Below are 17,939 nucleotides of genomic sequence, written 5' to 3' on the forward strand. Positions count from 1 at the left end.
TGTCACTCCTCCAGGCAGGCCGCAGGCAGCTCGAACCACCGAAGGTGCTCGAATTCAGCTGAAGCAGCAGGCGTTCCCCAGCTCTGCGGGTCACGCTCGGGGTCTTCGGCGGCTGCAGTGAAGATCTTCTGCGCCTCCTCCAGGTATCCGGCCAAGGCGCGTTCCGGGGCGGTGACATGGGATGACGGATAGGTCAAGCGGCCTTCGTCCCAGTCCAGCATCGACAGGCGCAGCGGGGGTTCGACCGGCCCGGCCTGGTGCCGCCACCGACCGGTGGCCGGGTCGAAACGGTAGTCGGGCAGCAGCCGCCACCCCTCTTCCGCGACGAGTTCCACGGCGCGGATGACGTAGTCGACGACCCGTTCGGAGACGAAGTAGTTGAAGTTGACCCGCACCCATCCCGGTTTGATGCCCTCGCACCCGCCGGTGATCTCCACCTCGAATTCCTTGGACTGTTCCAGGTCGATACCGAGCAGGCGGTGCCCGTACGGCCCGGCGCACGAGCAGCCGCCCCGCGACTGGATTCCGAACAGGTCGTTGAGCAGGGCGACCACGAAGTTGTGGTGCAGATATTTCCCGGAGGGTGCTTTCACCACGAAGGAGGTGATCGAGAGGCGTTCGGCATCGAGGTTCCCGAGGATCTCGACCTGCGGGTGGCTGGTCCAGGCGCGGACGGCGCGACGCAGGTAGTGGTCCTCGAAGGCGCGGATGACATCGACGCCGACGGCTCGTTTCAGGTCGAAGACGAGACCGGCGCGGATCGATTCGACGATGGCCGGGGTGCCGCCCTCTTCACGGTGGACGACATCGGGCAGGTAGCTGTGGTCCACCGGGTTGACGTAGGCGACCGTGCCGCCGCCAGGAACGTCGGGTACCCGGTTGCGGCACAGCTCCCGGCGGACGACGAGTACACCGGGGGTGCTGGGCCCGCCGACGAACTTGTGCGGGGAGAGGAAGACGGCGTCCTTGTGCGCATCGGGGAAGGTCTGCTGACAGGGGTGCATGTCGATGTCGATGTACGGCCCGGCAGCGGCGAAGTCCCAGAAGGAGAGGGCACCGTGCCGGTGAAGCAGGGTGGCGACGGCACAGGTGTCGGTGACGATGCCGGTGACATTGGACGCGGCGGAGAACGAACCGATCTTCAACGGACGGTCGGCGTACTCGACGAGGCGGGCTTCGAGTTCTTCGAGATCGATGTGTCCGTCACGGTCCTCACGGATCTCGATGACATCGGCCGTGGACTCCCGCCAGGGCAGTTCGTTGGAGTGGTGTTCGTACGGTCCGATGAAGATCACGGGGCGCCGGTCGGCCGGGATGTGCTCGCCGAGTTGGTACTGGTCGTCGAGTTCGGAGGGGATGCGGATGCCGAGGATGCCGACCATCTTGTCGATGGCCGCGGTGGAACCGGCTCCGCAGAAGATGACGGCGTCGCCGTCGTCGGCACCGACGCATTCGTGGATGATCCGGCGGGCGTCCTCGCGCAGGCGGGTGGTCTGCAGGCCGGTACCGGAGGATTCGGTGTGGGTGTTCGCATAGGACGGCAGGACGGCGTCGCGGACGAAATCCTCGATGAAGGACAGTGCCCGACCGGAGGCGGTGTAGTCGGCGTAGGTGACTCGGCGGGGCCCGTAGGGGCCGGTCATCACGAGATCGTCGCCGATCACGGCTTCCCGGATGGTGCGCAGCAAGGGGGTCTCGACAGGGGCGACCGCAATGTTTCCGGGGTCGCCCGGCAGGGTGGACCCTGGTGTGTCGGTCACGTTCTGGTGTTGCGCAGCGCTGGTCATATCCCTACGTTGCGCTGCTGCGCGGCCGAGGACAAGAACAATCTGTTTCAGTCTTCCATAACATCAAGTTAATTTTTGAGTCAACAGACAAACCTTTTGTTAGCCCTACGACCTCCACCGGTAACGCCTTGTGCCCCAGATAAGCTGGTCGCATGAGCGCAGAGGGCTTGGTACAGGCGCAGGACAAGATGGCCCGCGAGGGCATCTGCCAGGAAGCGATCGACGTCTTCAGCCACTACTACCGAGAACTCGAGAACGGCGCCACCGGACTCATCCCCGAGAGCAGCATCGACCCACTCCCCCTGCCACCTCATCTGAACGAGATCGACGTCGACGACGAACAGGCCCGGGCCGCGCTGGACCGCACCGTCGTCCTCAAACTCAACGGCGGACTGGCCACCTCCATGGGCATGTCCAAGGCGAAATCCCTCCTCGAGGTCCGCGACGGACGCAGCTTCCTCGATCTGATCTGCGCCCAAGTACGTCATGCTCGCCAGGAACACGGTGCGCGTCTCCCCCTGCTGTTCATGAACAGCTTCCGCACCAGCGCAGACACCCTCGAGGCGATGAAGGCCCACCCCGACATCGCCTACGACGGGCTCCCCCTGGACTTCGTCCAGAGTTCCGAGCCGAAGCTGCGCGCCGACGACCTCACCCCGGTCTCCTGGCCGGACAACCCCGAGCTCGAATGGTGCCCACCAGGGCACGGCGACCTGTACACGGCGCTGCTGGCCACCGGCATCCTGGAGAAACTCGTCGAGCTGGGCTTCCGCTATGCCACCGTCAGCAATTCGGACAATCTCGGTGCCGCTCCCGACCCGCGTATCGCCGGCTGGTTCGCCGCCTCCGGGGCCCCCTATGCCGCCGAGGTCTGCCGTCGCACCGTCGGGGACCGTAAGGGCGGCCACCTGGCCGTCCGCAAAGCCGACGGGCGCCTCGTCCTGCGGGAGACCGCGCAGACCTCCGACGAGGACATGGCTTCTTTCACCGACGAGAAGATCCATGCCTTCGTCAACACGAACAATCTGTGGTTCGATCTCGAACAACTGCTGGACGTGCTGCGCACCCGGGAAGGCGTATTGGGCCTCCCGCTGATCCGCAATGCCAAGACGGTCGACCCGGCCGACCCCTCGTCGCCGAAGGTGTACCAGATCGAGAGCGCGATGGGCGCCGCCGTGGAGATCTTCGACGGAGCACAGGCCCTTGAGGTCGAACGCACCCGCTTCCTCCCGGTGAAGACCACCAACGATCTGCTGTTGATGCGTTCGGACGCCTACGAGGCCGCCGACGACGGCACTGTCACCCGGGTCAGCCCGACCATCCCGGCCATCGATCTCGACGACCGGTACTACCGGCGGATCACCGACTTCGAGGAGCGCTTCCCCCACGGGTCGCCTTCGTTGAAGGAGACGACCTCGTTGACCGTGCACGGCGACTGGTCGTTCGGGTCGGAGATTTCCTGCCTCGGCGAGGTCGTCCTGGAGGACCGCGACGAACCACAGAAGATCCCCGACGGCACGGTGCTGCGGTGACCGGGTGAGAAGGCCGATCGCCAGGGTTCTTCTCGGCACGGGCTGTCTCGCTGCCCTAGGTGCCGGAGCGATCTGCGGCGCGCTCGGGGCGAGTCGGCTGTGGGTCCGCCTGGCGTCCTCCGGCCGGATGTATCCGGTGGGGAGTGTTCCGGCCCGGGACGTGGCACTTGTCCTGGGGGCGGGGCTCCGCGCCAATGGCACGCCCACGCCGTACCTGGCCGGACGGTTGGACATCGCCCGCAGCCTGTACGCACGTGGCGCCGTCAAGGCGATCCTCGTCTCGGGAGACAACCGTCGGGACGACTACAACGAACCACAGTCGATGTACGACTACCTGGTCGGCAAAGGGGTGCCCGGCGAGCAGATCGTCCGGGACCATGCCGGCCTGGACACCTACGACTCGTGCCGTCGCGCCCGGGACATCTTCGGAGCCTCCTCGCTCGTCGTGGTCAGCCAGAGCTATCACCTGCCTCGTGCGCTGGCGATCTGCCATGCGCTCGGGCTGGACGCCGTGGGTGTCGGCGACGAGAGCGGGCGGCTGAGCGAGGACACCTGGGTCGCCGGCGAGCAGCGGGAGTTCTTCGCCGGGGTCAAGGCTGCCTGGGATGTGATCTCCCGACGGGACCCCGCGCTGGGCCAGGTGGAGACTTCTCTGTCGGACGCGGTACGTCACCACTGATTCTGACTCGGAACAGCCTTGGGGGACAACGCTTTCCGATCGATTCTTCCCTTCCCGTCACCTTCTGGTGAATTGCTCTGGATCCGGGGCTCCTACCCGCTTCACAGAAGCTTCACAGGCTCACTACCTGTGCTTTCACAGGGGCCGACTTGTCTGGTCATCAACAAGTTTCGCCTTTGCTTCCAGGAGGACCCCATGAATATTTCCCGCACCGCTGCTGCCGCCCTTCTCGGTCTCGGACTCGCCGGCGGAATCGGTGGCACCGCACATGCCGGAAACTTCACGCAGTCGAACTTCACCCAGTCGAACTTCACGCAGTCGAACTTCACCCAGAGCAACTTCACCCAGTCGAACTTCACGCAGTCCAACTTCACGCAGAGCAACTTCACCCAGTCGAACTTCACGCAGTCCAAGGCCGATACGCCGGCCAACGATCAGGATGTCATCGCCTTCTGGGCCGAGGCCGGGCTCTTCGGCTGACCCCGGTCACCGACCGGCTCCGTCGGCAGACCGACCCGGGTCACTCGGAGATCCCCGCTCTGGCAACCGAGTGCGCCCCCGACCAGGTGACCGGTTGGGGGCGCAGGAGGAATTTGTAACCGACACCGCGCACGGTGCCGATCATCCGCGGATGCGCGGCATCATCTCCCAGGGCCCTGCGAATATTACGGACGTGCACGTCGACGACTCGTTCATCGCCGTAGAAGTCGTAACCCCAGACGCGTTCGAGCAGTTTCGCCCGGGAGAAGACCCGCCCCGGATCCTCCACCAGCGCCCACAGCAGATCGAACTGCAATGTGGACAAAGAGACTTCGCACCCTTTGGCGTAGACCTCACGGCGGCGGCAGTCGACGATCAGATCCGGGAAGCGCCGGATCTCCCCGGCATCGATCAATGCGGGGTCCCCGATCGCCCGGCTGGCCCGACGCAGCACCGTATTGACCCGGGCGACGACCTCCCGGGGGCTGAACGGTTTGGTGATGTAGTCATCCGCACCGACCGCGAGTCCCACCAGCTTGTCGACCTCGTCGGTACGTGCGCTGACGAGGATGACACAGACGTCGCTGCCGGACCGAAGCCTCCGGAGGACCTCGAGGCCGTCGATGTCCGGTAGGCCGAGGTCGAGCAGAACGACATCGGGGTGGATACGTCGAGCCGTGCTGACGGCGTCGAGCCCTGTCGTCACTTCGTCGACAGCGAAACCGTCCTTTTCCAGGTACGGGCGCAGCAGGTGACGGACGTGGGCCTCGTCGTCGACGATGAGGACTTGTCTTCGCTGCGTCATATCACCTCCCGGCCCACCGACTCACTTCATTGTGAGTGGAATTCCTACTCCTGCGATGCCCGCTGCGCAGGTCAGCCCGCCGGGAGGCGTTCGATCACGGCGTCGGCCACCTCCCGCGTTGACGCCGAGCCCCCTAAATCTCTTGTGAGACACACAGATTGATTGACAACAGCGGTCATGGCACCGAAAACCTCGGCGGCCGCCTCCGCCTCACCCAGATGCTCCAGCATCATCACCCCGGCCCAGATCGCCCCCAACGGATTCGCCACCCCCTGCCCGGCGATGTCCGGTGCCGACCCGTGCACCGGCTCGAACATGCTCGGGAATTCCCGCTCCGGGTTGATATTCCCCGCCGGGGCGATGCCGATCGAGCCGGCCACCGCCGCAGCCAGGTCGGAAAGAATGTCACCGAAGAGGTTGGAAGCCACGATCACGTCGTACTCCTTCGGCTGTAGAACGATCTTTGCCGCGAGCGCATCGATGTGTTCGGAGGCGAAGTCCACGTCCTGGCCCGAGATACGCCGCTGCTCGACCAGGTCGGCCACCACCTCGTCCCAGAAGGGCATGGTGTGGATGATGCCATTGCTCTTCGTCGCGCTGGTCAGCCGTCCCCGACGGCGCTGCGTCAGGTCCAAGGCGTATCGGGTCACCCGTTCGATCCCTCGTCGAGTGAACAGGGACTGCTGGCTGGCCTGTTCCCAGGGCGTCCCGGTGTAGGCGCGCCCGCCGACGTCGGAATATTCGCCTTCGACGTTCTCCCGGACCACCACCAGGTCTGTGCCCACCGCGTCGCGTAAGGGGCCGGGTGCACCGTCGAACACCCGGATCGGGCGTAGGTTCACGTACTGGTCGAACTCGCGGCGTAACGGGATCAGCAGCCCCCACAAGCTGATGTGATCGGGGACGCCGGGAAAGCCCACTGCTCCTAGGAGGATCGAGTCGAGGTGACGCAGCTGGGCGACCCCGTCGGCCGGCATCATCGACCCGGTTGCCACATACCGTTCGCATCCCCAGTCGAATTCTTCGCCGGTCAAGGAGAAACCGTGCCGGGCCCCTGCAGCGGTCAGCACCGCCCAGGCCGCAGGCAGCACTTCATGGCCGACACCGTCACCAGGAATCAGGGCGACGCGATGGGTTCTCATGTGACACAGTATCGTCCGCGCGGCACGCTGTGCATACATTCTGCCTAGCACGCAACCGATGTACGCCGGATGTCGCGCTCTCCCCTACCCATGGCTGGGCATTTCGTCAGGTGCGGGAAGAAGAGATCGGGGAATGGGGGCACGACCTCGCCGGGAGTGGATCCCGAGAGTGCTGTCGGCACATGTCTGTGCCGAACCGGAACACCTGTGGACGAGCCCGTTCATCCTGCTCAGTACGAGCAATTTCTGTCTGGCCATGGTCTTCTACCTGTTCATGCCCACCATGGCCCAGTACACCCGGCAGACCTTCGGCGCTGACGCCGTGGAGGCCGGGGTCGCCGAGTCGGCGGGGCTTTTCTTCCTCGGGTATGCCGTCACCACCGTCACCTGCCGCCCGTTGACCAGTCGTCTCCTCGATGTGCGCGGCGACCGGATCGGGCTAGCCACCTCCACCTTCTTCCTGCTGTTCGACGTCGGGACCGGTGTGGGGCCGATGTTGCTCGGTGTCCTCGTCACGTCCGCCGGTTACCGGGGGATGTGCGCCGTGCTCGCCGTGGTCGTCCTGGCGGCGATCCCCTTGTACCACCTGGTGCACGGACGGCGTGGCCTCAGACCTTTGGCTGGAGTGGCTGCTACTGCTCAGGGACGTTGACCACTCGCCGGAACAGCGGTCAGGCGTTCTTGGTCCAGTAGGTCTGCGCGGCGTGGACCGCTTCGTCGCGCGTCATCTTCCGCACGTGGGATTCGGGCAGCCCTGCTTGCACCGTCAGGAGTCGATAGAGGTCGACCGGTATGCCTCTGTTCGACGGCGGAGGTACGCACCGTGGCGGAAGAACCTTGTCCTTCACGCAGTTCCAGAACTGGTCCTCGGTGACGTCCAGCTGGTCTCGCAGAATGTGTTTCCACGTGCTCGGCGCATAGCCGTCCTTGCTGTCCGGCGGGTGTGAGATCCGTGTCCGGAGCACACGCCCGTCCGGCAGAGAAAGGGTGAAGGTGAGATGGTGCGAACCTTTCTTCCCCCGGGCGTTGTGCTTCTCGACCCATCCTTCGGTGGTGCAGAACTTCTTGTGGTCTGACCGTGTCGCAGCCGGGACAGACATCAGGCCTGTTCTCCGGTCAACCAAGCTTTGAGCTTCTCGTTCGTACTGATAACGACGAAAAGGACCAGAAGAGACAGGTGCGCGTGATTAGGCGCGTGACGGAGCTCTTCCCAGTCCTGGGCATACTCACGCAGCGCCTCGATCATCTCCTCGGCGGCCTCTTCGAGATCGTTCCCTTCGGCGGCAAATGGTGCTCCGGGCAGCGCCAGGCCGACCACATCTTCTTCGAAGTACACCTCAGGAGTTATCGGTAAGGCGGCGTGTAATGCATCGGCGATCCGGTCGGCGTCGACGAGAGCAAAACGATGTCCATCACGGTGGACCAAGCCCGCTCCGCCGTTTTGAGCTGCCTCGAACATCGCCTTGAACCCTGCGCGGGCCTCGGTGACGGTAGCGAACTCCACGGATGGCATCGCGCTCTCTTCTCTTCGAGCCTAGAACCTAGTTCATGTACAGCAAGTAATTGAAGTACATAATGTACAGGCACCTATCGGCACTTGCGCTTCCGATCCAAATCAAGCACGTCCTGGGCATGTGTCGCCTCCCCCAGCCGCCCCATCGAACGCCCTCATCGCCGGTGAACGACATGGGAAGCGCCACCGTCGACCACCATCCACTCCCCAGAGCCGAAGACCCACCGGAAAACCATGACAGGGTGAGCCCATGGCCGCTCGTATCGACTTCGCCCGGTTGGATGTCCCAGTGATCGCCGCCCCGATGGCCGGCGGACCCTCGACCCCGGAACTGGTCGCCGAAGTCGGTGAAGCCGGGGGAATCGGCTTCCTCGCCGGCGGCGACCTGGACACCCGGCAGCTCGCCGACCGGATCGCCACCGTACGCGAGCTCACCGACCGCCCCTTCGGCGTGAACCTCTTCGTCCCTGCACCGCCCCCCGCCCCCGGTCGCACCGAAGAACTCCACGCGCATGTCGCCGCCTACCGCGGCGCACTGCTACCCGAGGCAGCCCGACTGGGCGTTCAGCTCCCCGAACCGGACTGGAACGAGAACGACCAGTGGGAGGAGAAGATCGCCCTGCTCACCCTCGTCGACCCCGTCCCCGTGGTCTCCTTCACCTTCGGGCTGCCCGGACAGAATGTGGTCGAAGACCTTCACGCCGTCGGCAGCACCGTCGTCGCCACCGTCACCGCCCCGGACGAAGCCGAAGAGGCCCGTGACCTCGGCGTCGACGCCCTCGTCGTCCAAGGATTCGAAGCCGGTGGACACCGCGGAACCCACCGGGTCGAAGACACCCCCAACACCCTCGATCACCTCGCCCTCCTGCCCATGATCGCCCCGACCGGGCTGCCCATGATCGCCGCCGGAGGAATCACCACGTCCGGCGACGTCCGGCGGGCGCTGTCCGCCGGGGCCGTCGCCGTACAGGCCGGGACGGCTTTCCTGCTGACCCCGGAGGCCGGAACCGGCGCGATCCACCGGATGGCATTATCGGATCCGTCATCGACCTCGGTGGTGACCAGGGCGTTCACCGGGCGTGCTGCGCGGGGGCTGCGTAACCGGTTCGTGGAAGAGCACGAGGACCAGGTGCCTGCGGCATATCCGGCGGTCAACCGGTTGACCGCTCCGCTGCGTGCGGCGTCGGCAGCCGAAGGCGATCTGGGTGGAGTGTCGGTCTGGGCCGGGGCCGGGTGGCGAGCGGCGACCGAAGAACCTGCGGCTCAAGTTGTTCGGCGGCTCGCTGCGGGGCGTGGTTGAAGGCGGTTCCGTCCGAGTGCGCGGCGGAGGAAGAGTCCGGTCTCCCGGACGACGTCGTCCAAGGGCGTGCCTCGTTCCAGGAGGGTCACTGCGCCGTGGATCGCACCTTCGGCGAGTCCGGTGACGGTGTCGACGTCCTGGATGCCGGCGTCCTCGACGATGTCCCGCAGGGGTCTTGCGATCTGCCGGTGCAATGCGCGGAGGCGTTCCCGACAGGGCTGGGGCAGGTCGCCCCCGGCGAAGAGAGAAGGGCGGTGTCCACGGCGGGCGGCGATCAAGCTGGTGCGGACGTAGGCGTCGATGCGGGCGTCGATGTCGTCGCCGGCGTGGGCGAGCGCTTCGTCGAGTTCGTGGCAGCATCCGTGGAGGAGTTCCTCGAAGGCTGCGGCGAGAAGGTCGCCAGCCGTGGGGAAGTACTGGTAGACGCTGGTGCGGGCCAGTCCGGTCATCTTGGCGACGGCGGCAGGGGTGAGCGAGGCCGGGCCGGATTCGACCAGCAGTGCGACGGCGTTGTCGACGACGGCGCGTCGCCTCATCGCACGGTGTTCGGCAACGGTGGGGGCCTGGATCTTCGGCATGGCGCTCTCCTGGCCTGGGCGATCCTCTCCTGAGGGAGTGTACGGAGGGCGGGCGGGTCGGCCGGTGTCGGCCCCGTCGGCGGGGTGTGCGACAGGCCGGTGTCGGCGGTCGGTGCGCAGTACTGTCGAAGTCTGGCTCCCGGACATGCCTGCCGGGCTGCCCCGACTCAGGAGGAGAGCCGGTGGAGAAATCTCTTCATGGTGATCGGCGCCTGGTGGTGCGCACGGATACGACGACGCGGGCTGCGTACACCTCGGATGCCGGGCTCTATCGGCGGTGGCCTACTGCGGTCGCCGAGCCCGGTTCGGTGTCGGAGGTGCGGGCTGCGGTGGCTGCGGCGCGGGAGCAGGGCTGGTCGGTGGTCCCCCGCGGCGGCGGCACGTCGGTGGCAGGTAACGCGGTATCCACGGGGATAGTGTTGGACCACAGCAGGTTCCACCGTCGGATCGTGGCGATCGACCCGGTGGCGCGGACGGCGCGTGTGGAGCCTGGTGTCGTGTGTGACACGCTGCGGGATGCGGCCCGTGTCCACGGTTTGACGTACGGCCCGGATCCGTCGACGCACAGTCGGGCGACGATCGGGGGGATGGTCGCGAACAATGCCTGCGGGTCTCATTCGGTGGCCTGGGGGACGTCGGCACAGAATCTGGTCACGGTACGGATGGTCCTGGCGGACGGGCGGGAGATCGCCGCCGGGCGAGGGTGGTGTTCGGACCCGGCGATCGAGGGCGCGCTCCGCGGGCTGGTCGCCGAGCACGAAGGGTTGATCCGCCGCGAGTTGGGCCGATTTCCTCGGCAGGTGTCGGGTTACGGATTGCACTATCTGCTGCCTGAGCACGGTTTCGACGTGGCGAAGGCCCTGGCCGGTAGCGAGGGAACCCTGGGAGTGTTCACCGAGCTGACGGTCGCGCTGGTCGAGCCGCCTGCGGCGACAGCTTTGCTCGTGTTGGCTTATGACGATCCTTTCGCAGCGGCTGCGGCGGCACCGGCGCTACGGGTTCCCGGGGTGTTGACCATTGAGGGGATGGGCGCAGACCTGTTGGCGGCGCTGCGCACCAGACCGGGCAGGCAGGACGCCGGTCGGGAGCTGCCTGCGGGGGGCGCCTGGTTGTACTGCGATGTCGCCGGGGTCGATCCGGAGTCTGCACAGGCTGCGGCCGAGGTCCTGCTGGCTGCGGCGACGGCCTGCCCGGACGATCCCGGGGATGATGTCCCGGACAGGGTGGGTGGCGCGGTCGCTCGGGGGGTCGTGGTGACCGACCCTGTGGCCTGCCGGGCGTTGTGGAAGATCAGGGAGGATGCGGCCGGGATCGCGACTCGCAGCGCGGACGGCGGTGAGGCCTGGCCCGGCTGGGAGGACTCGGCGGTCCCCCCGGAGAACCTGGGCGCTTATCTGCGTGATCTGTACGCCTTGATGGAACGGCAGGGGCTACGAGGCATCCCCTTCGGGCATTTCGGTGAAGGCTGCGTGCACGTCCGGATCGACTTCGATCTGGCCACTGCGGAAGGCGTCACCCGATACCGCGAGTTCATTGCTTCAGCGGCCGATCTGGTCACCGAGTACGGCGGTTCGGTCTCCGGGGAGCACGGGGACGGGCGGGCGCGGGGCGAGATGTTGGCCACCATGTACTCCCCGCAGATGTTGGCGCTCTTCCGAACCTTCAAGGCGGTCTTCGACCCGGACGGGGTGTTCAACCCGGGAGTGCTGGTCGATCCGGAGCCTCTCGACGAGGGCCTGCGCCCCGGGCCGGGGCTGCGCACTCACGACGTGACCACGGTGCATGCCCTGCACGGCGACGGCGGCAGTTTCGCGCGGGCGGTCACCCGGTGTGTCGGAGTGGGCCTGTGCCGGGATGCCTCCGGGGGGATGTGTCCTTCGTACCAGGCCACGAAGGACGAGGTGGCGTCCACCCGGGGGCGGGCGCGGGTACTCGCGGAGATGGTGCGCGGAGAACACGTGGACGGGTGGCGGTCTGCGGAGGTGCGGGAGGCCCTCGACCTGTGTCTGTCGTGCAAGGCGTGCGCCACCGAGTGTCCGGTGAATGTGGACATGGCGACGTACAAGTCGGAGTTCCTCCACCGTCATTACGCGGGGCGGGTGCGGCCGAGGGCGCATTACTCGATGGGGTGGCTGCCGGTGGTGTCCGCGGTGGTATCCGCGATTCCCGGTCTGGGTGCTGTCGGCGAGAAGGTGTTCTCGATGCGTCCGGTCGAACGGCTCGTCCTACGAGCGGCTGGTGTCGAACCGGGGCGACGCATGGTTTCCTTCGCGCCGATGTCCTTCGTGTCCTGGTGGCGAGGTCGCCGATCCACCGGGTCGGGTGTGTCCGGTGCCACCGGCTCCGGGGCGGCCCCAGTGGTGCTCTGGCCGGATACCTTCAACAACCATCACAGCCCGCAGGTCGCGATCGCGGCGGTCAGGGTGCTTGAAGCCTTGGGTCATGAGGTCGTCGTCCCGACGGCTCCGGTCTGTTGCGGCTTGACCTGGCATTCGACAGGCCAGCTCGACATGACCCGTCGGGTGTTGGGGCACACCTTGAACGTACTCGGCCCGCACCTGTCCGAGGGCAGACCGATCGTCGTGCTGGAACCCAGTTGTGCGGTGATGCTCGCCGAAGCTGCGGAGCTGTTCCCCGAGGACGCCCGCGCGGTCGCTCTGGGTTCGGCCGTGCACACCCTGGGTGAATTCGTCGACGTCCGTACCCGGGAGCGGGAAGCCGCCGGGCAGGGCTGGCCGTTCGCCACCTTGGCCCTGTCGGAACCGATGGTGACCCAGGTCCATTGCCATCAACGCGCCCGGCGTGGCTTCGACGCCGAACGGCGGGTGCTGCACCGACTGGGGGTGAAGATCGACGAGGTCGGTGCTGGTTGTTGCGGGTTGGCCGGCAATTGGGGTTTTGAGCCGGGGCATCTCGAGGTTTCCCGGGCCTGCGCCGAGCGGGAGCTGTTCCCCAAAGTACGCGCGCACGGCGGAGCGCAAGCCCTTGTCGCCGCGGACGGGTTCAGCTGCCGCACTCAGGTGGAGCAGGGCACGGGCGCGACCCCTCTGCATCTGGCCGAGCTGTTGTCCCGCGCCTTACCCCGTGGCGGTCATAACCATTCCCGGGGACGAGGCGTGGGCGCACCGCCGGAATAGGTCGCCTGTCGGGCGGTCTGTTCGGCGAGATCCCAGGCGAGCCTGGCGGCCCCGATCAGTGCCGCTCTGTGGCCGAGTTCGGCACGTCGCACCGGCAGTCCGGTCAGTTCCTCGACGAGGGTGGCTCGTAGGGCGGCCTCCATCGGTGACCACCAGCTCTGCCCGGCTTCGGGAACCGGCCCGCCGATCACGGCGATCTCGCAGTCGACCACATTGGCCAGGGCGCCGACGGTCGTGCCCAACGCTGATGCGCAGAAGTCGACCGTTTCCACGGCCACCGGTTCGCCTCGTTCTGCGGCGAAGATCACTCCTTGACCGGTGGGCAGGTGTCCGCCGCCGCGGCGTTCGTACTCGGCGCGGATCGCCGGACCGGATGCGACGGCTTCGACGTGGGATTCTTTACCGCAGGTGCAGGTCAGGCCGAGTGCTTGCGGGCTGATGGTGTGTCCGATCTGGCCTGCGACGCATCTGGCTCCCTGCCAGGGGCGTCCGTGGATGAGCAGGGAACCGTGCACCCCTGAGCCGACGCCGATGAAGACCGCGGTGTCCGCCCCGGCGGCGGCACCCTGCCAGGCTTCGCCGAGCGCATAGGTGTGCACGTCGGCGGCGGCGCGCACGGGCAGGTGTGCTTCTGCGGAGATCTTTACGGCCAGCTCTGTTCCGGCGTACCCGGTGAAATGGGTCGGTGCGGAGACGACCCGGCCGGAACGGTCGATCACTCCTTCGCTGCCGATCCCGACGGCCAGCGCGCGATGTTCCCGGGGCGCTGTGCTGCGGGTCTGTTCCACCAGGCGCAAGATTTGGGTGATGACGGCGTCGCCACCCCGCCGGGTGGCTGTGGCTGTCTGGTGCACGAGGCCGCCGCCGTCGCCGGGGACCAGGTTCCCGTCGTGGTCGACCAGCGCGGCTGAGATCGCGATGCCGTCGATGTGGACGGCAACGACCAGTTCACGCGCGGAACGTCCGGTCATGGGGTTGGCGCCGCCCCTGGAGTCCCGTCTTCCCGACGGGTGTCGATGAGGAAGCCTTGGGCGCGCAGCCGGTCGGTGAGGATGCTGCCGATGCCGGTGGCGGGGGTCAGCACCCCGGCCCTGTCCGGGAGCTGATCGCCCAGGGCGAGGGCGAGGGCTGCTTCACCGATCATGACCGCGGTACCGGTGTATCCGGGGTCCTTGCGAGCGCCGAAGCGGGTGATCCATGAGGCTCTGCCGGTGGTCGTCGCGTGGACCTCCAACATGAAACGTCCTTTGGCGAGGCAGGTCTCGCTGGGCCCGTTGCCCGGGTTGGGCAGGACGCGCTGCCAGAGGGCCCTGGTGGGGCCGCCGGACAGACCGCTCACGAGGGCGGCTTGTCCGGCGGCGAAGGCTCCGGCGCGGATGGCTCCCAACGGGCTCCTTCCGGTGGTGAGTGCTTCGTGGTAGCGGAAGGTACGCCCGTAGGACCAGTCGGTGAGGGCGTTGCTGCGCCGGACGATCTGGGCGTTGAAGCCGGAGAGCAGGTAGGGGGTCTCCCAGTGGGGGATGCTGCGGGCACGGCCGACGTGCATCCGGCTCCGGACGGTGCGGGGTTCGGGTTCGTCCTCGCGGGAGGGGCTCAGCGCGTAGGGGTCGGCGGCAAGTCGTGCTTTGGCCCGGTCTTCCTTCCGGACGCGGATGTCCTCGGCGAGGGAAGCAAGCGTGCCGCCGGAGGCACCACCACGTAGGTCACGCCAGTACGCGTCGACCTGGGCCAGACGGCCGTCGCCGGCCTGGTCGACGGCGAGTGCCGTGGTGAGGACGGCGAGGTCGGAAGGGACGGCGTCGGCGCCGCAACTGTGCACGATACGGGCACCGCTGTTGCGGGCGGCCTGGTCGAAGCAGTCGATGCTGTCGCGGACGAAGAGGACTTCGCCGGTGAGGTCGGTGTAGTGGGTGCCTGCGGTGGCGCAGGCACCGACGAGTCCGAGTCCTTGTCCACGGTAGGGGCCGACGGTGGAGATGACGACCTGGGTGCGCTGGGCGAGTTCTTTGAGGGAGGAAAGGTCTTCGGAGTCGGCGCGTAGCGCTGGCCAGGTGGTGGCTTCGCCTCCGAGCCAGCGGCGAACGGCTTCGATGCGGTTCAGGGATCGTCCGGCGAGGGCGATACGCAGGTCTCCGGGTGCATTCTGCAGGAGGTGCCGGGCGATGAGTCTGCCGACGTAGCCGGTTGCCCCGAAGAGGACGATGTCGTATTCGCGTTCGCGCATGGTGGTGACGCTACCGATGTCTTCGGGGTGAGGTGGCTTCTTCGGCAAGGTGTGCAGGACCGTTGTCGATCAGTGTCCGTACCGTGTCGTCGGCCGGTCGTCCGGGGCGTGTTCCTGGCCGTGCGGCGTGTCCATTCGACACGCCGTCGCAGGGCGAAAAGTGTCCGGTCCGAACTCTTCAGCGGCGGGTGGGTGAGGCCGATGGGGTGCCTGAGACCTCTTACCTCCCGCCCATCCTCGGACGTGAAGGATCACGATGGACATCGACACCGCCACCACCGCCACCGCAAGCAGCGCCGGCACTGTGATGAAGACGACCGTGACGAAGGTGCGTCCGCCCAGACATGTGCATCCGTCGTTGTTACCGGCGATGGCTGAACGGGACATGTTGACCGTGTTCGCTGCGGGGCAGGATGTTCCGCCTTTGGCGCCGAGGACGGTGCGGCTGGACGGTGAGCAGATCGTGCAGGTCGACGGGGTGTCTCCGGACGAGGATCTGTTCGTGATCCCGATTTCTTATCAGGGGGTGCTGCCGGAGGATGCCGGTGCGCACCTGGCGCGGGACATGTTCACCTTGTCGTTGGTGTCGTCGGCGCATCCGGGGAGTCGGGCTGTCCTGCTCTTCGCGTGCGAGGAGGCCCGTGATTCAGCGAAGGCTCTGGTGGGCGGGCTGGACCGACAAGGGGAGATCTCGTTGGAGGTCGTCGATCTGGGTGTGGAATGGCGTGAGCGGCTGGTGGAGAGCACCCGCCCTGCGGGAAGGCATCGCGCCGGCTGAGTGTGGTTCCCACGTCTCGTTCCGTCGTGGACGAGATGTGGGCGAGCATCACAGAGGGAGGGCTGCTCCAGGCGGCCCTCCCTCTGTGTGTGCGCTCTTGTGCCACTGAGACTTGTCGATCTTGTCGCCCTTCCTTATCCCTTTGGAAACGTTTTCAGAGTGTCGTGCAAACGTTTTCAGTGGGTCTTGGAAACGTTTTCAGATTCACTTCCCTGGGAGGCCATCGGCCAGGTCCGGCCGTTCCGTCCCGACAGGCTGGAAATGATACGGCTTGCGTCGATCCCTTGGAGTTCGACGTGGCGCATCTGTCGCCTTGTCACCGGAGTTGTTTGTGTACCCTGCGTAATCGTGGTGACGCCCATGATCAGTTGGCCTCCATAGTTCTTTCCCCTCAAGTGACTTCCGTGTCACTGTCGGCCCTCACCGACGGGGTTAACTTTACTGAAGCTTTGCAGTTAAAGTCACGAGTAAATGTCGACAATCGGTCGGACGACCTGACTGTTAAGACCCGTTCTCACTGTTTAAGTCGTGCTACCTGCGCAATCTCATGGGATGTTTGCGGCCCGTCGATCGATTTTTATGGAAAATTCACCTTGATCGCGAGCGCGTCCGGGCCGATTTTTCAGCCGGGGAGCCGATGCTCCGCACCTGCGGCGGCTCCTGGTTCATGCCGATATATCCGTTTGGGGAACAAAGGAACCGGGCGATACGTTGCCCCGTTCCGACGTCCCCCACCACCTCGAGGCCCTCCATGACCGTTTCTTCGTCGGCCTGGATCGCATCCATCGCGCTGATCGTCGCCCTGCTCGCCTACGACTTCTTCTTCCATGTCCGCAAAGCCCATACCCCGACTTTGCGGGAGGCAGCGACCTGGTCAGCGCTCTATGTCGGCATCGCCGTCCTGTTCGGCCTGGGACTCTTCGTGCTCGGCGGGCCACAGATGGGCACCGAGTACTTCGCCGGTTACATCACGGAGAAGGCGTTGTCGGTCGACAACCTCTTCGTCTTCCTCATCATCATGAGCAGTTTCCGGGTACCCAGCGCCGACCAGCAGAAAGTGCTGCTCTTCGGCATCGTCATCGCCTTGATCGCCCGGACGGCCTTCATCTTCGTCGGGGCTGCCATGATCGACCGCTTCGCCTGGGTCTTCTATCTCTTCGGAGTGATCCTGCTCGCCACCTCGGGGCACATGCTCGTCGGACATGACGAGAACGACGCCGACAATATGATCATCCGAATCGCCAAGAAATTCATCCATACAACTGATCATTACGATGGCGACCGACTTTTCACGACGGTCGACGGAAAACGCGTGATGACTCCGATGCTTCTCGTCATGGTGGCGATCGGTGGCACCGACATCATGTTCGCGCTGGATTCGATTCCGGCGATCTTCGGACTCACTCAATCCAGCTTCATCGTTTTCACCGCAACGGCTTTCTCACTGATGGGCCTTCGCCAGTTGTACTTCTTACTGGACGGTCTACTTGATCGTCTGATCTATTTGTCATGGGGTCTCGCCACGATCCTCGGCTTCATCGGCGTCAAACTGATCCTGCATGCCCTGCACGAGAACAATGTGCCGATCATCAACGACGGAAACCCCGTGAAGGTCGTAGAGATCTCGGTCGAGTTCTCCCTCGCGGTCATCATCGGTGTGCTCGCCCTCACGGTCATTGCTTCTCTGTTGAGCCCCCGCGGAAAAGCCGTCACCACGATCAACAACATCCGCCGCCATGTCGACCAATATCTCGACCTCGATTTCGAGAGCGATCAGGCTGTCCGCGAGAAGAACTACGAACGCCTGATGCAGGAGGAGGCCGCACTGCAGGAGCTGCCGGTGAAGTACCGTCGTCTCATCCGTGAAGAGCCTCAGCTGTTGGCCCGGCTGGCGGAAGCCCACGAGACGCACGACCGCTACCTCCAGCCGCAACCGGCGGAGGTCGAGAACCGGCAACCGCCGCCCGGAAAAGCCTAGGACGGA

At 65.8% G+C, this 17,939-nt stretch carries 16 protein-coding genes; 8 read left to right on the forward strand and 8 right to left on the reverse strand.

Annotated elements, in window-relative coordinates:
* Positions 1 to 2: 2 nt before the first annotated feature.
* On the reverse strand, positions 3 to 1,787 hold the full coding sequence (locus DX923_RS14195; protein WP_116115754.1) for an aminotransferase class V-fold PLP-dependent enzyme: 1,785 nt from the start codon (positions 1,785 to 1,787) through the stop codon (positions 3 to 5).
* A gap of 152 nt (positions 1,788 to 1,939) precedes the next feature.
* On the opposite strand from DX923_RS14195, the gene DX923_RS14200 reads away from it, so the two are divergent.
* The 3 genes from DX923_RS14200 (at position 1,940) to DX923_RS14210 (ending at position 4,478) form a co-directional block, all read left to right on the forward strand.
* Positions 1,940 to 3,319, forward strand: a complete 1,380-nt coding sequence (locus DX923_RS14200) for a UTP--glucose-1-phosphate uridylyltransferase (RefSeq protein WP_116115755.1) — start codon at positions 1,940 to 1,942, stop codon at positions 3,317 to 3,319.
* A 4-nt stretch (positions 3,320 to 3,323) separates the two neighbouring features.
* Positions 3,324 to 3,998 carry a SanA/YdcF family protein gene (locus DX923_RS14205; protein WP_116115756.1) on the forward strand — a complete coding sequence of 225 codons (675 nt, stop codon included), beginning with the start codon at positions 3,324 to 3,326 and terminating at the stop codon, positions 3,996 to 3,998.
* Positions 3,999 to 4,193: 195 nt separating this feature from the next.
* Positions 4,194 to 4,478 (forward strand): pentapeptide repeat-containing protein, encoded by a 285-nt coding sequence (locus DX923_RS14210; RefSeq protein ID WP_205413055.1) that lies wholly within the window; start codon positions 4,194 to 4,196, stop codon positions 4,476 to 4,478.
* A gap of 40 nt (positions 4,479 to 4,518) precedes the next feature.
* On the opposite strand, the gene DX923_RS14215 is transcribed toward DX923_RS14210, so the two are convergent.
* A complete protein-coding gene (locus DX923_RS14215) occupies positions 4,519 to 5,283 on the reverse strand; it encodes a response regulator transcription factor (RefSeq protein WP_116115757.1) in 765 nt (254 codons plus the stop codon).
* Between the two features lie 71 nt (positions 5,284 to 5,354).
* Positions 5,355 to 6,425, reverse strand: a complete 1,071-nt coding sequence (locus DX923_RS14220; protein ID WP_116115758.1) for a tartrate dehydrogenase — start codon at positions 6,423 to 6,425, stop codon at positions 5,355 to 5,357.
* 133 nt (positions 6,426 to 6,558) lie between these two features.
* Between DX923_RS14220 and DX923_RS14225 the strand changes: the two genes are divergently transcribed.
* Complete coding sequence (locus DX923_RS14225) at positions 6,559 to 7,077, forward strand: MFS transporter (protein WP_162873024.1); 519 nt, start codon at positions 6,559 to 6,561, stop codon at positions 7,075 to 7,077.
* Positions 7,078 to 7,096: 19 nt separating this feature from the next.
* Here the strand turns inward: DX923_RS14225 and DX923_RS14230 are convergent, their stop codons facing one another.
* Both DX923_RS14230 and DX923_RS14235 read right to left on the reverse strand, forming a co-directional pair.
* Complete coding sequence (locus tag DX923_RS14230) at positions 7,097 to 7,525, reverse strand: cytotoxic translational repressor of toxin-antitoxin stability system (RefSeq protein WP_116115760.1); 429 nt, start codon at positions 7,523 to 7,525, stop codon at positions 7,097 to 7,099.
* Complete coding sequence (locus DX923_RS14235) at positions 7,525 to 7,938, reverse strand: prevent-host-death protein (protein WP_116115761.1); 414 nt, start codon at positions 7,936 to 7,938, stop codon at positions 7,525 to 7,527. Before DX923_RS14235 ends, DX923_RS14230 begins: the two co-directional genes overlap by 1 nt.
* A 250-nt stretch (positions 7,939 to 8,188) precedes the next feature.
* Between DX923_RS14235 and DX923_RS14240 the strand changes: the two genes are divergently transcribed.
* Positions 8,189 to 9,238 carry an NAD(P)H-dependent flavin oxidoreductase gene (locus DX923_RS14240; RefSeq protein WP_116115762.1) on the forward strand — a complete coding sequence of 350 codons (1,050 nt, stop codon included), beginning with the start codon at positions 8,189 to 8,191 and terminating at the stop codon, positions 9,236 to 9,238.
* On the opposite strand, the gene DX923_RS14245 is transcribed toward DX923_RS14240, so the two are convergent.
* A complete protein-coding gene (locus DX923_RS14245; protein WP_162873025.1) occupies positions 9,202 to 9,816 on the reverse strand; it encodes a TetR/AcrR family transcriptional regulator in 615 nt (204 codons plus the stop codon). The genes DX923_RS14240 and DX923_RS14245 overlap by 37 nt on opposite strands.
* 182 nt (positions 9,817 to 9,998) lie before the next feature.
* Here DX923_RS14245 and DX923_RS14250 point away from each other — a divergent pair, with 182 nt between their 5' ends.
* Complete coding sequence (locus tag DX923_RS14250; RefSeq protein ID WP_116115764.1) at positions 9,999 to 12,953, forward strand: FAD-binding and (Fe-S)-binding domain-containing protein; 2,955 nt, start codon at positions 9,999 to 10,001, stop codon at positions 12,951 to 12,953.
* On the opposite strand, the gene DX923_RS14255 is transcribed toward DX923_RS14250, so the two are convergent.
* Both DX923_RS14255 and DX923_RS14260 read right to left on the reverse strand, forming a co-directional pair.
* Complete coding sequence (locus DX923_RS14255; protein ID WP_116115765.1) at positions 12,908 to 13,924, reverse strand: ROK family protein; 1,017 nt, start codon at positions 13,922 to 13,924, stop codon at positions 12,908 to 12,910. The genes DX923_RS14250 and DX923_RS14255 overlap by 46 nt on opposite strands.
* On the reverse strand, positions 13,921 to 15,177 hold the full coding sequence (locus tag DX923_RS14260) for a saccharopine dehydrogenase family protein (RefSeq protein ID WP_116115766.1): 1,257 nt from the start codon (positions 15,175 to 15,177) through the stop codon (positions 13,921 to 13,923). Before DX923_RS14260 ends, DX923_RS14255 begins: the two co-directional genes overlap by 4 nt.
* 256 nt (positions 15,178 to 15,433) lie before the next feature.
* Here DX923_RS14260 and DX923_RS14265 point away from each other — a divergent pair, with 256 nt between their 5' ends.
* Complete coding sequence (locus DX923_RS14265) at positions 15,434 to 15,955, forward strand: hypothetical protein (RefSeq protein ID WP_116115767.1); 522 nt, start codon at positions 15,434 to 15,436, stop codon at positions 15,953 to 15,955.
* Between the two features lie 751 nt (positions 15,956 to 16,706).
* Positions 16,707 to 17,933, forward strand: a complete 1,227-nt coding sequence (locus DX923_RS14270) for a TerC family protein (protein WP_116115768.1) — start codon at positions 16,707 to 16,709, stop codon at positions 17,931 to 17,933.
* Positions 17,934 to 17,939: the final 6 nt, after the last annotated feature.

Origin of the sequence: Austwickia chelonae (assembly GCF_003391095.1) — a bacterium.
In the GTDB taxonomy this organism is placed as follows: Bacteria; Actinomycetota; Actinomycetes; order Actinomycetales; family Dermatophilaceae; genus Austwickia; species Austwickia chelonae_A.

Coding starts and splice junctions, on each gene's coding strand:
- DX923_RS14270 (WP_116115768.1), top strand. CDS start 16,707: ATGACCGTTTCTTCGTCGGCCTGGATCGCATCCATCGCGCTGATCGTC.
- DX923_RS14240 (WP_116115762.1), top strand. CDS start 8,189: ATGGCCGCTCGTATCGACTTCGCCCGGTTGGATGTCCCAGTGATCGCC.
- DX923_RS14200 (WP_116115755.1), top strand. CDS start 1,940: ATGAGCGCAGAGGGCTTGGTACAGGCGCAGGACAAGATGGCCCGCGAG.
- DX923_RS14245 (WP_162873025.1), bottom strand. CDS start 9,816: ATGCCGAAGATCCAGGCCCCCACCGTTGCCGAACACCGTGCGATGAGG.
- DX923_RS14215 (WP_116115757.1), bottom strand. CDS start 5,283: ATGACGCAGCGAAGACAAGTCCTCATCGTCGACGACGAGGCCCACGTC.
- DX923_RS14210 (WP_205413055.1), top strand. CDS start 4,194: ATGAATATTTCCCGCACCGCTGCTGCCGCCCTTCTCGGTCTCGGACTC.
- DX923_RS14230 (WP_116115760.1), bottom strand. CDS start 7,525: ATGTCTGTCCCGGCTGCGACACGGTCAGACCACAAGAAGTTCTGCACC.
- DX923_RS14195 (WP_116115754.1), bottom strand. CDS start 1,787: ATGACCAGCGCTGCGCAACACCAGAACGTGACCGACACACCAGGGTCC.
- DX923_RS14255 (WP_116115765.1), bottom strand. CDS start 13,924: ATGACCGGACGTTCCGCGCGTGAACTGGTCGTTGCCGTCCACATCGAC.
- DX923_RS14225 (WP_162873024.1), top strand. CDS start 6,559: ATGGGGGCACGACCTCGCCGGGAGTGGATCCCGAGAGTGCTGTCGGCA.
- DX923_RS14265 (WP_116115767.1), top strand. CDS start 15,434: ATGGACATCGACACCGCCACCACCGCCACCGCAAGCAGCGCCGGCACT.
- DX923_RS14235 (WP_116115761.1), bottom strand. CDS start 7,938: ATGCCATCCGTGGAGTTCGCTACCGTCACCGAGGCCCGCGCAGGGTTC.
- DX923_RS14220 (WP_116115758.1), bottom strand. CDS start 6,425: ATGAGAACCCATCGCGTCGCCCTGATTCCTGGTGACGGTGTCGGCCAT.
- DX923_RS14260 (WP_116115766.1), bottom strand. CDS start 15,177: ATGCGCGAACGCGAATACGACATCGTCCTCTTCGGGGCAACCGGCTAC.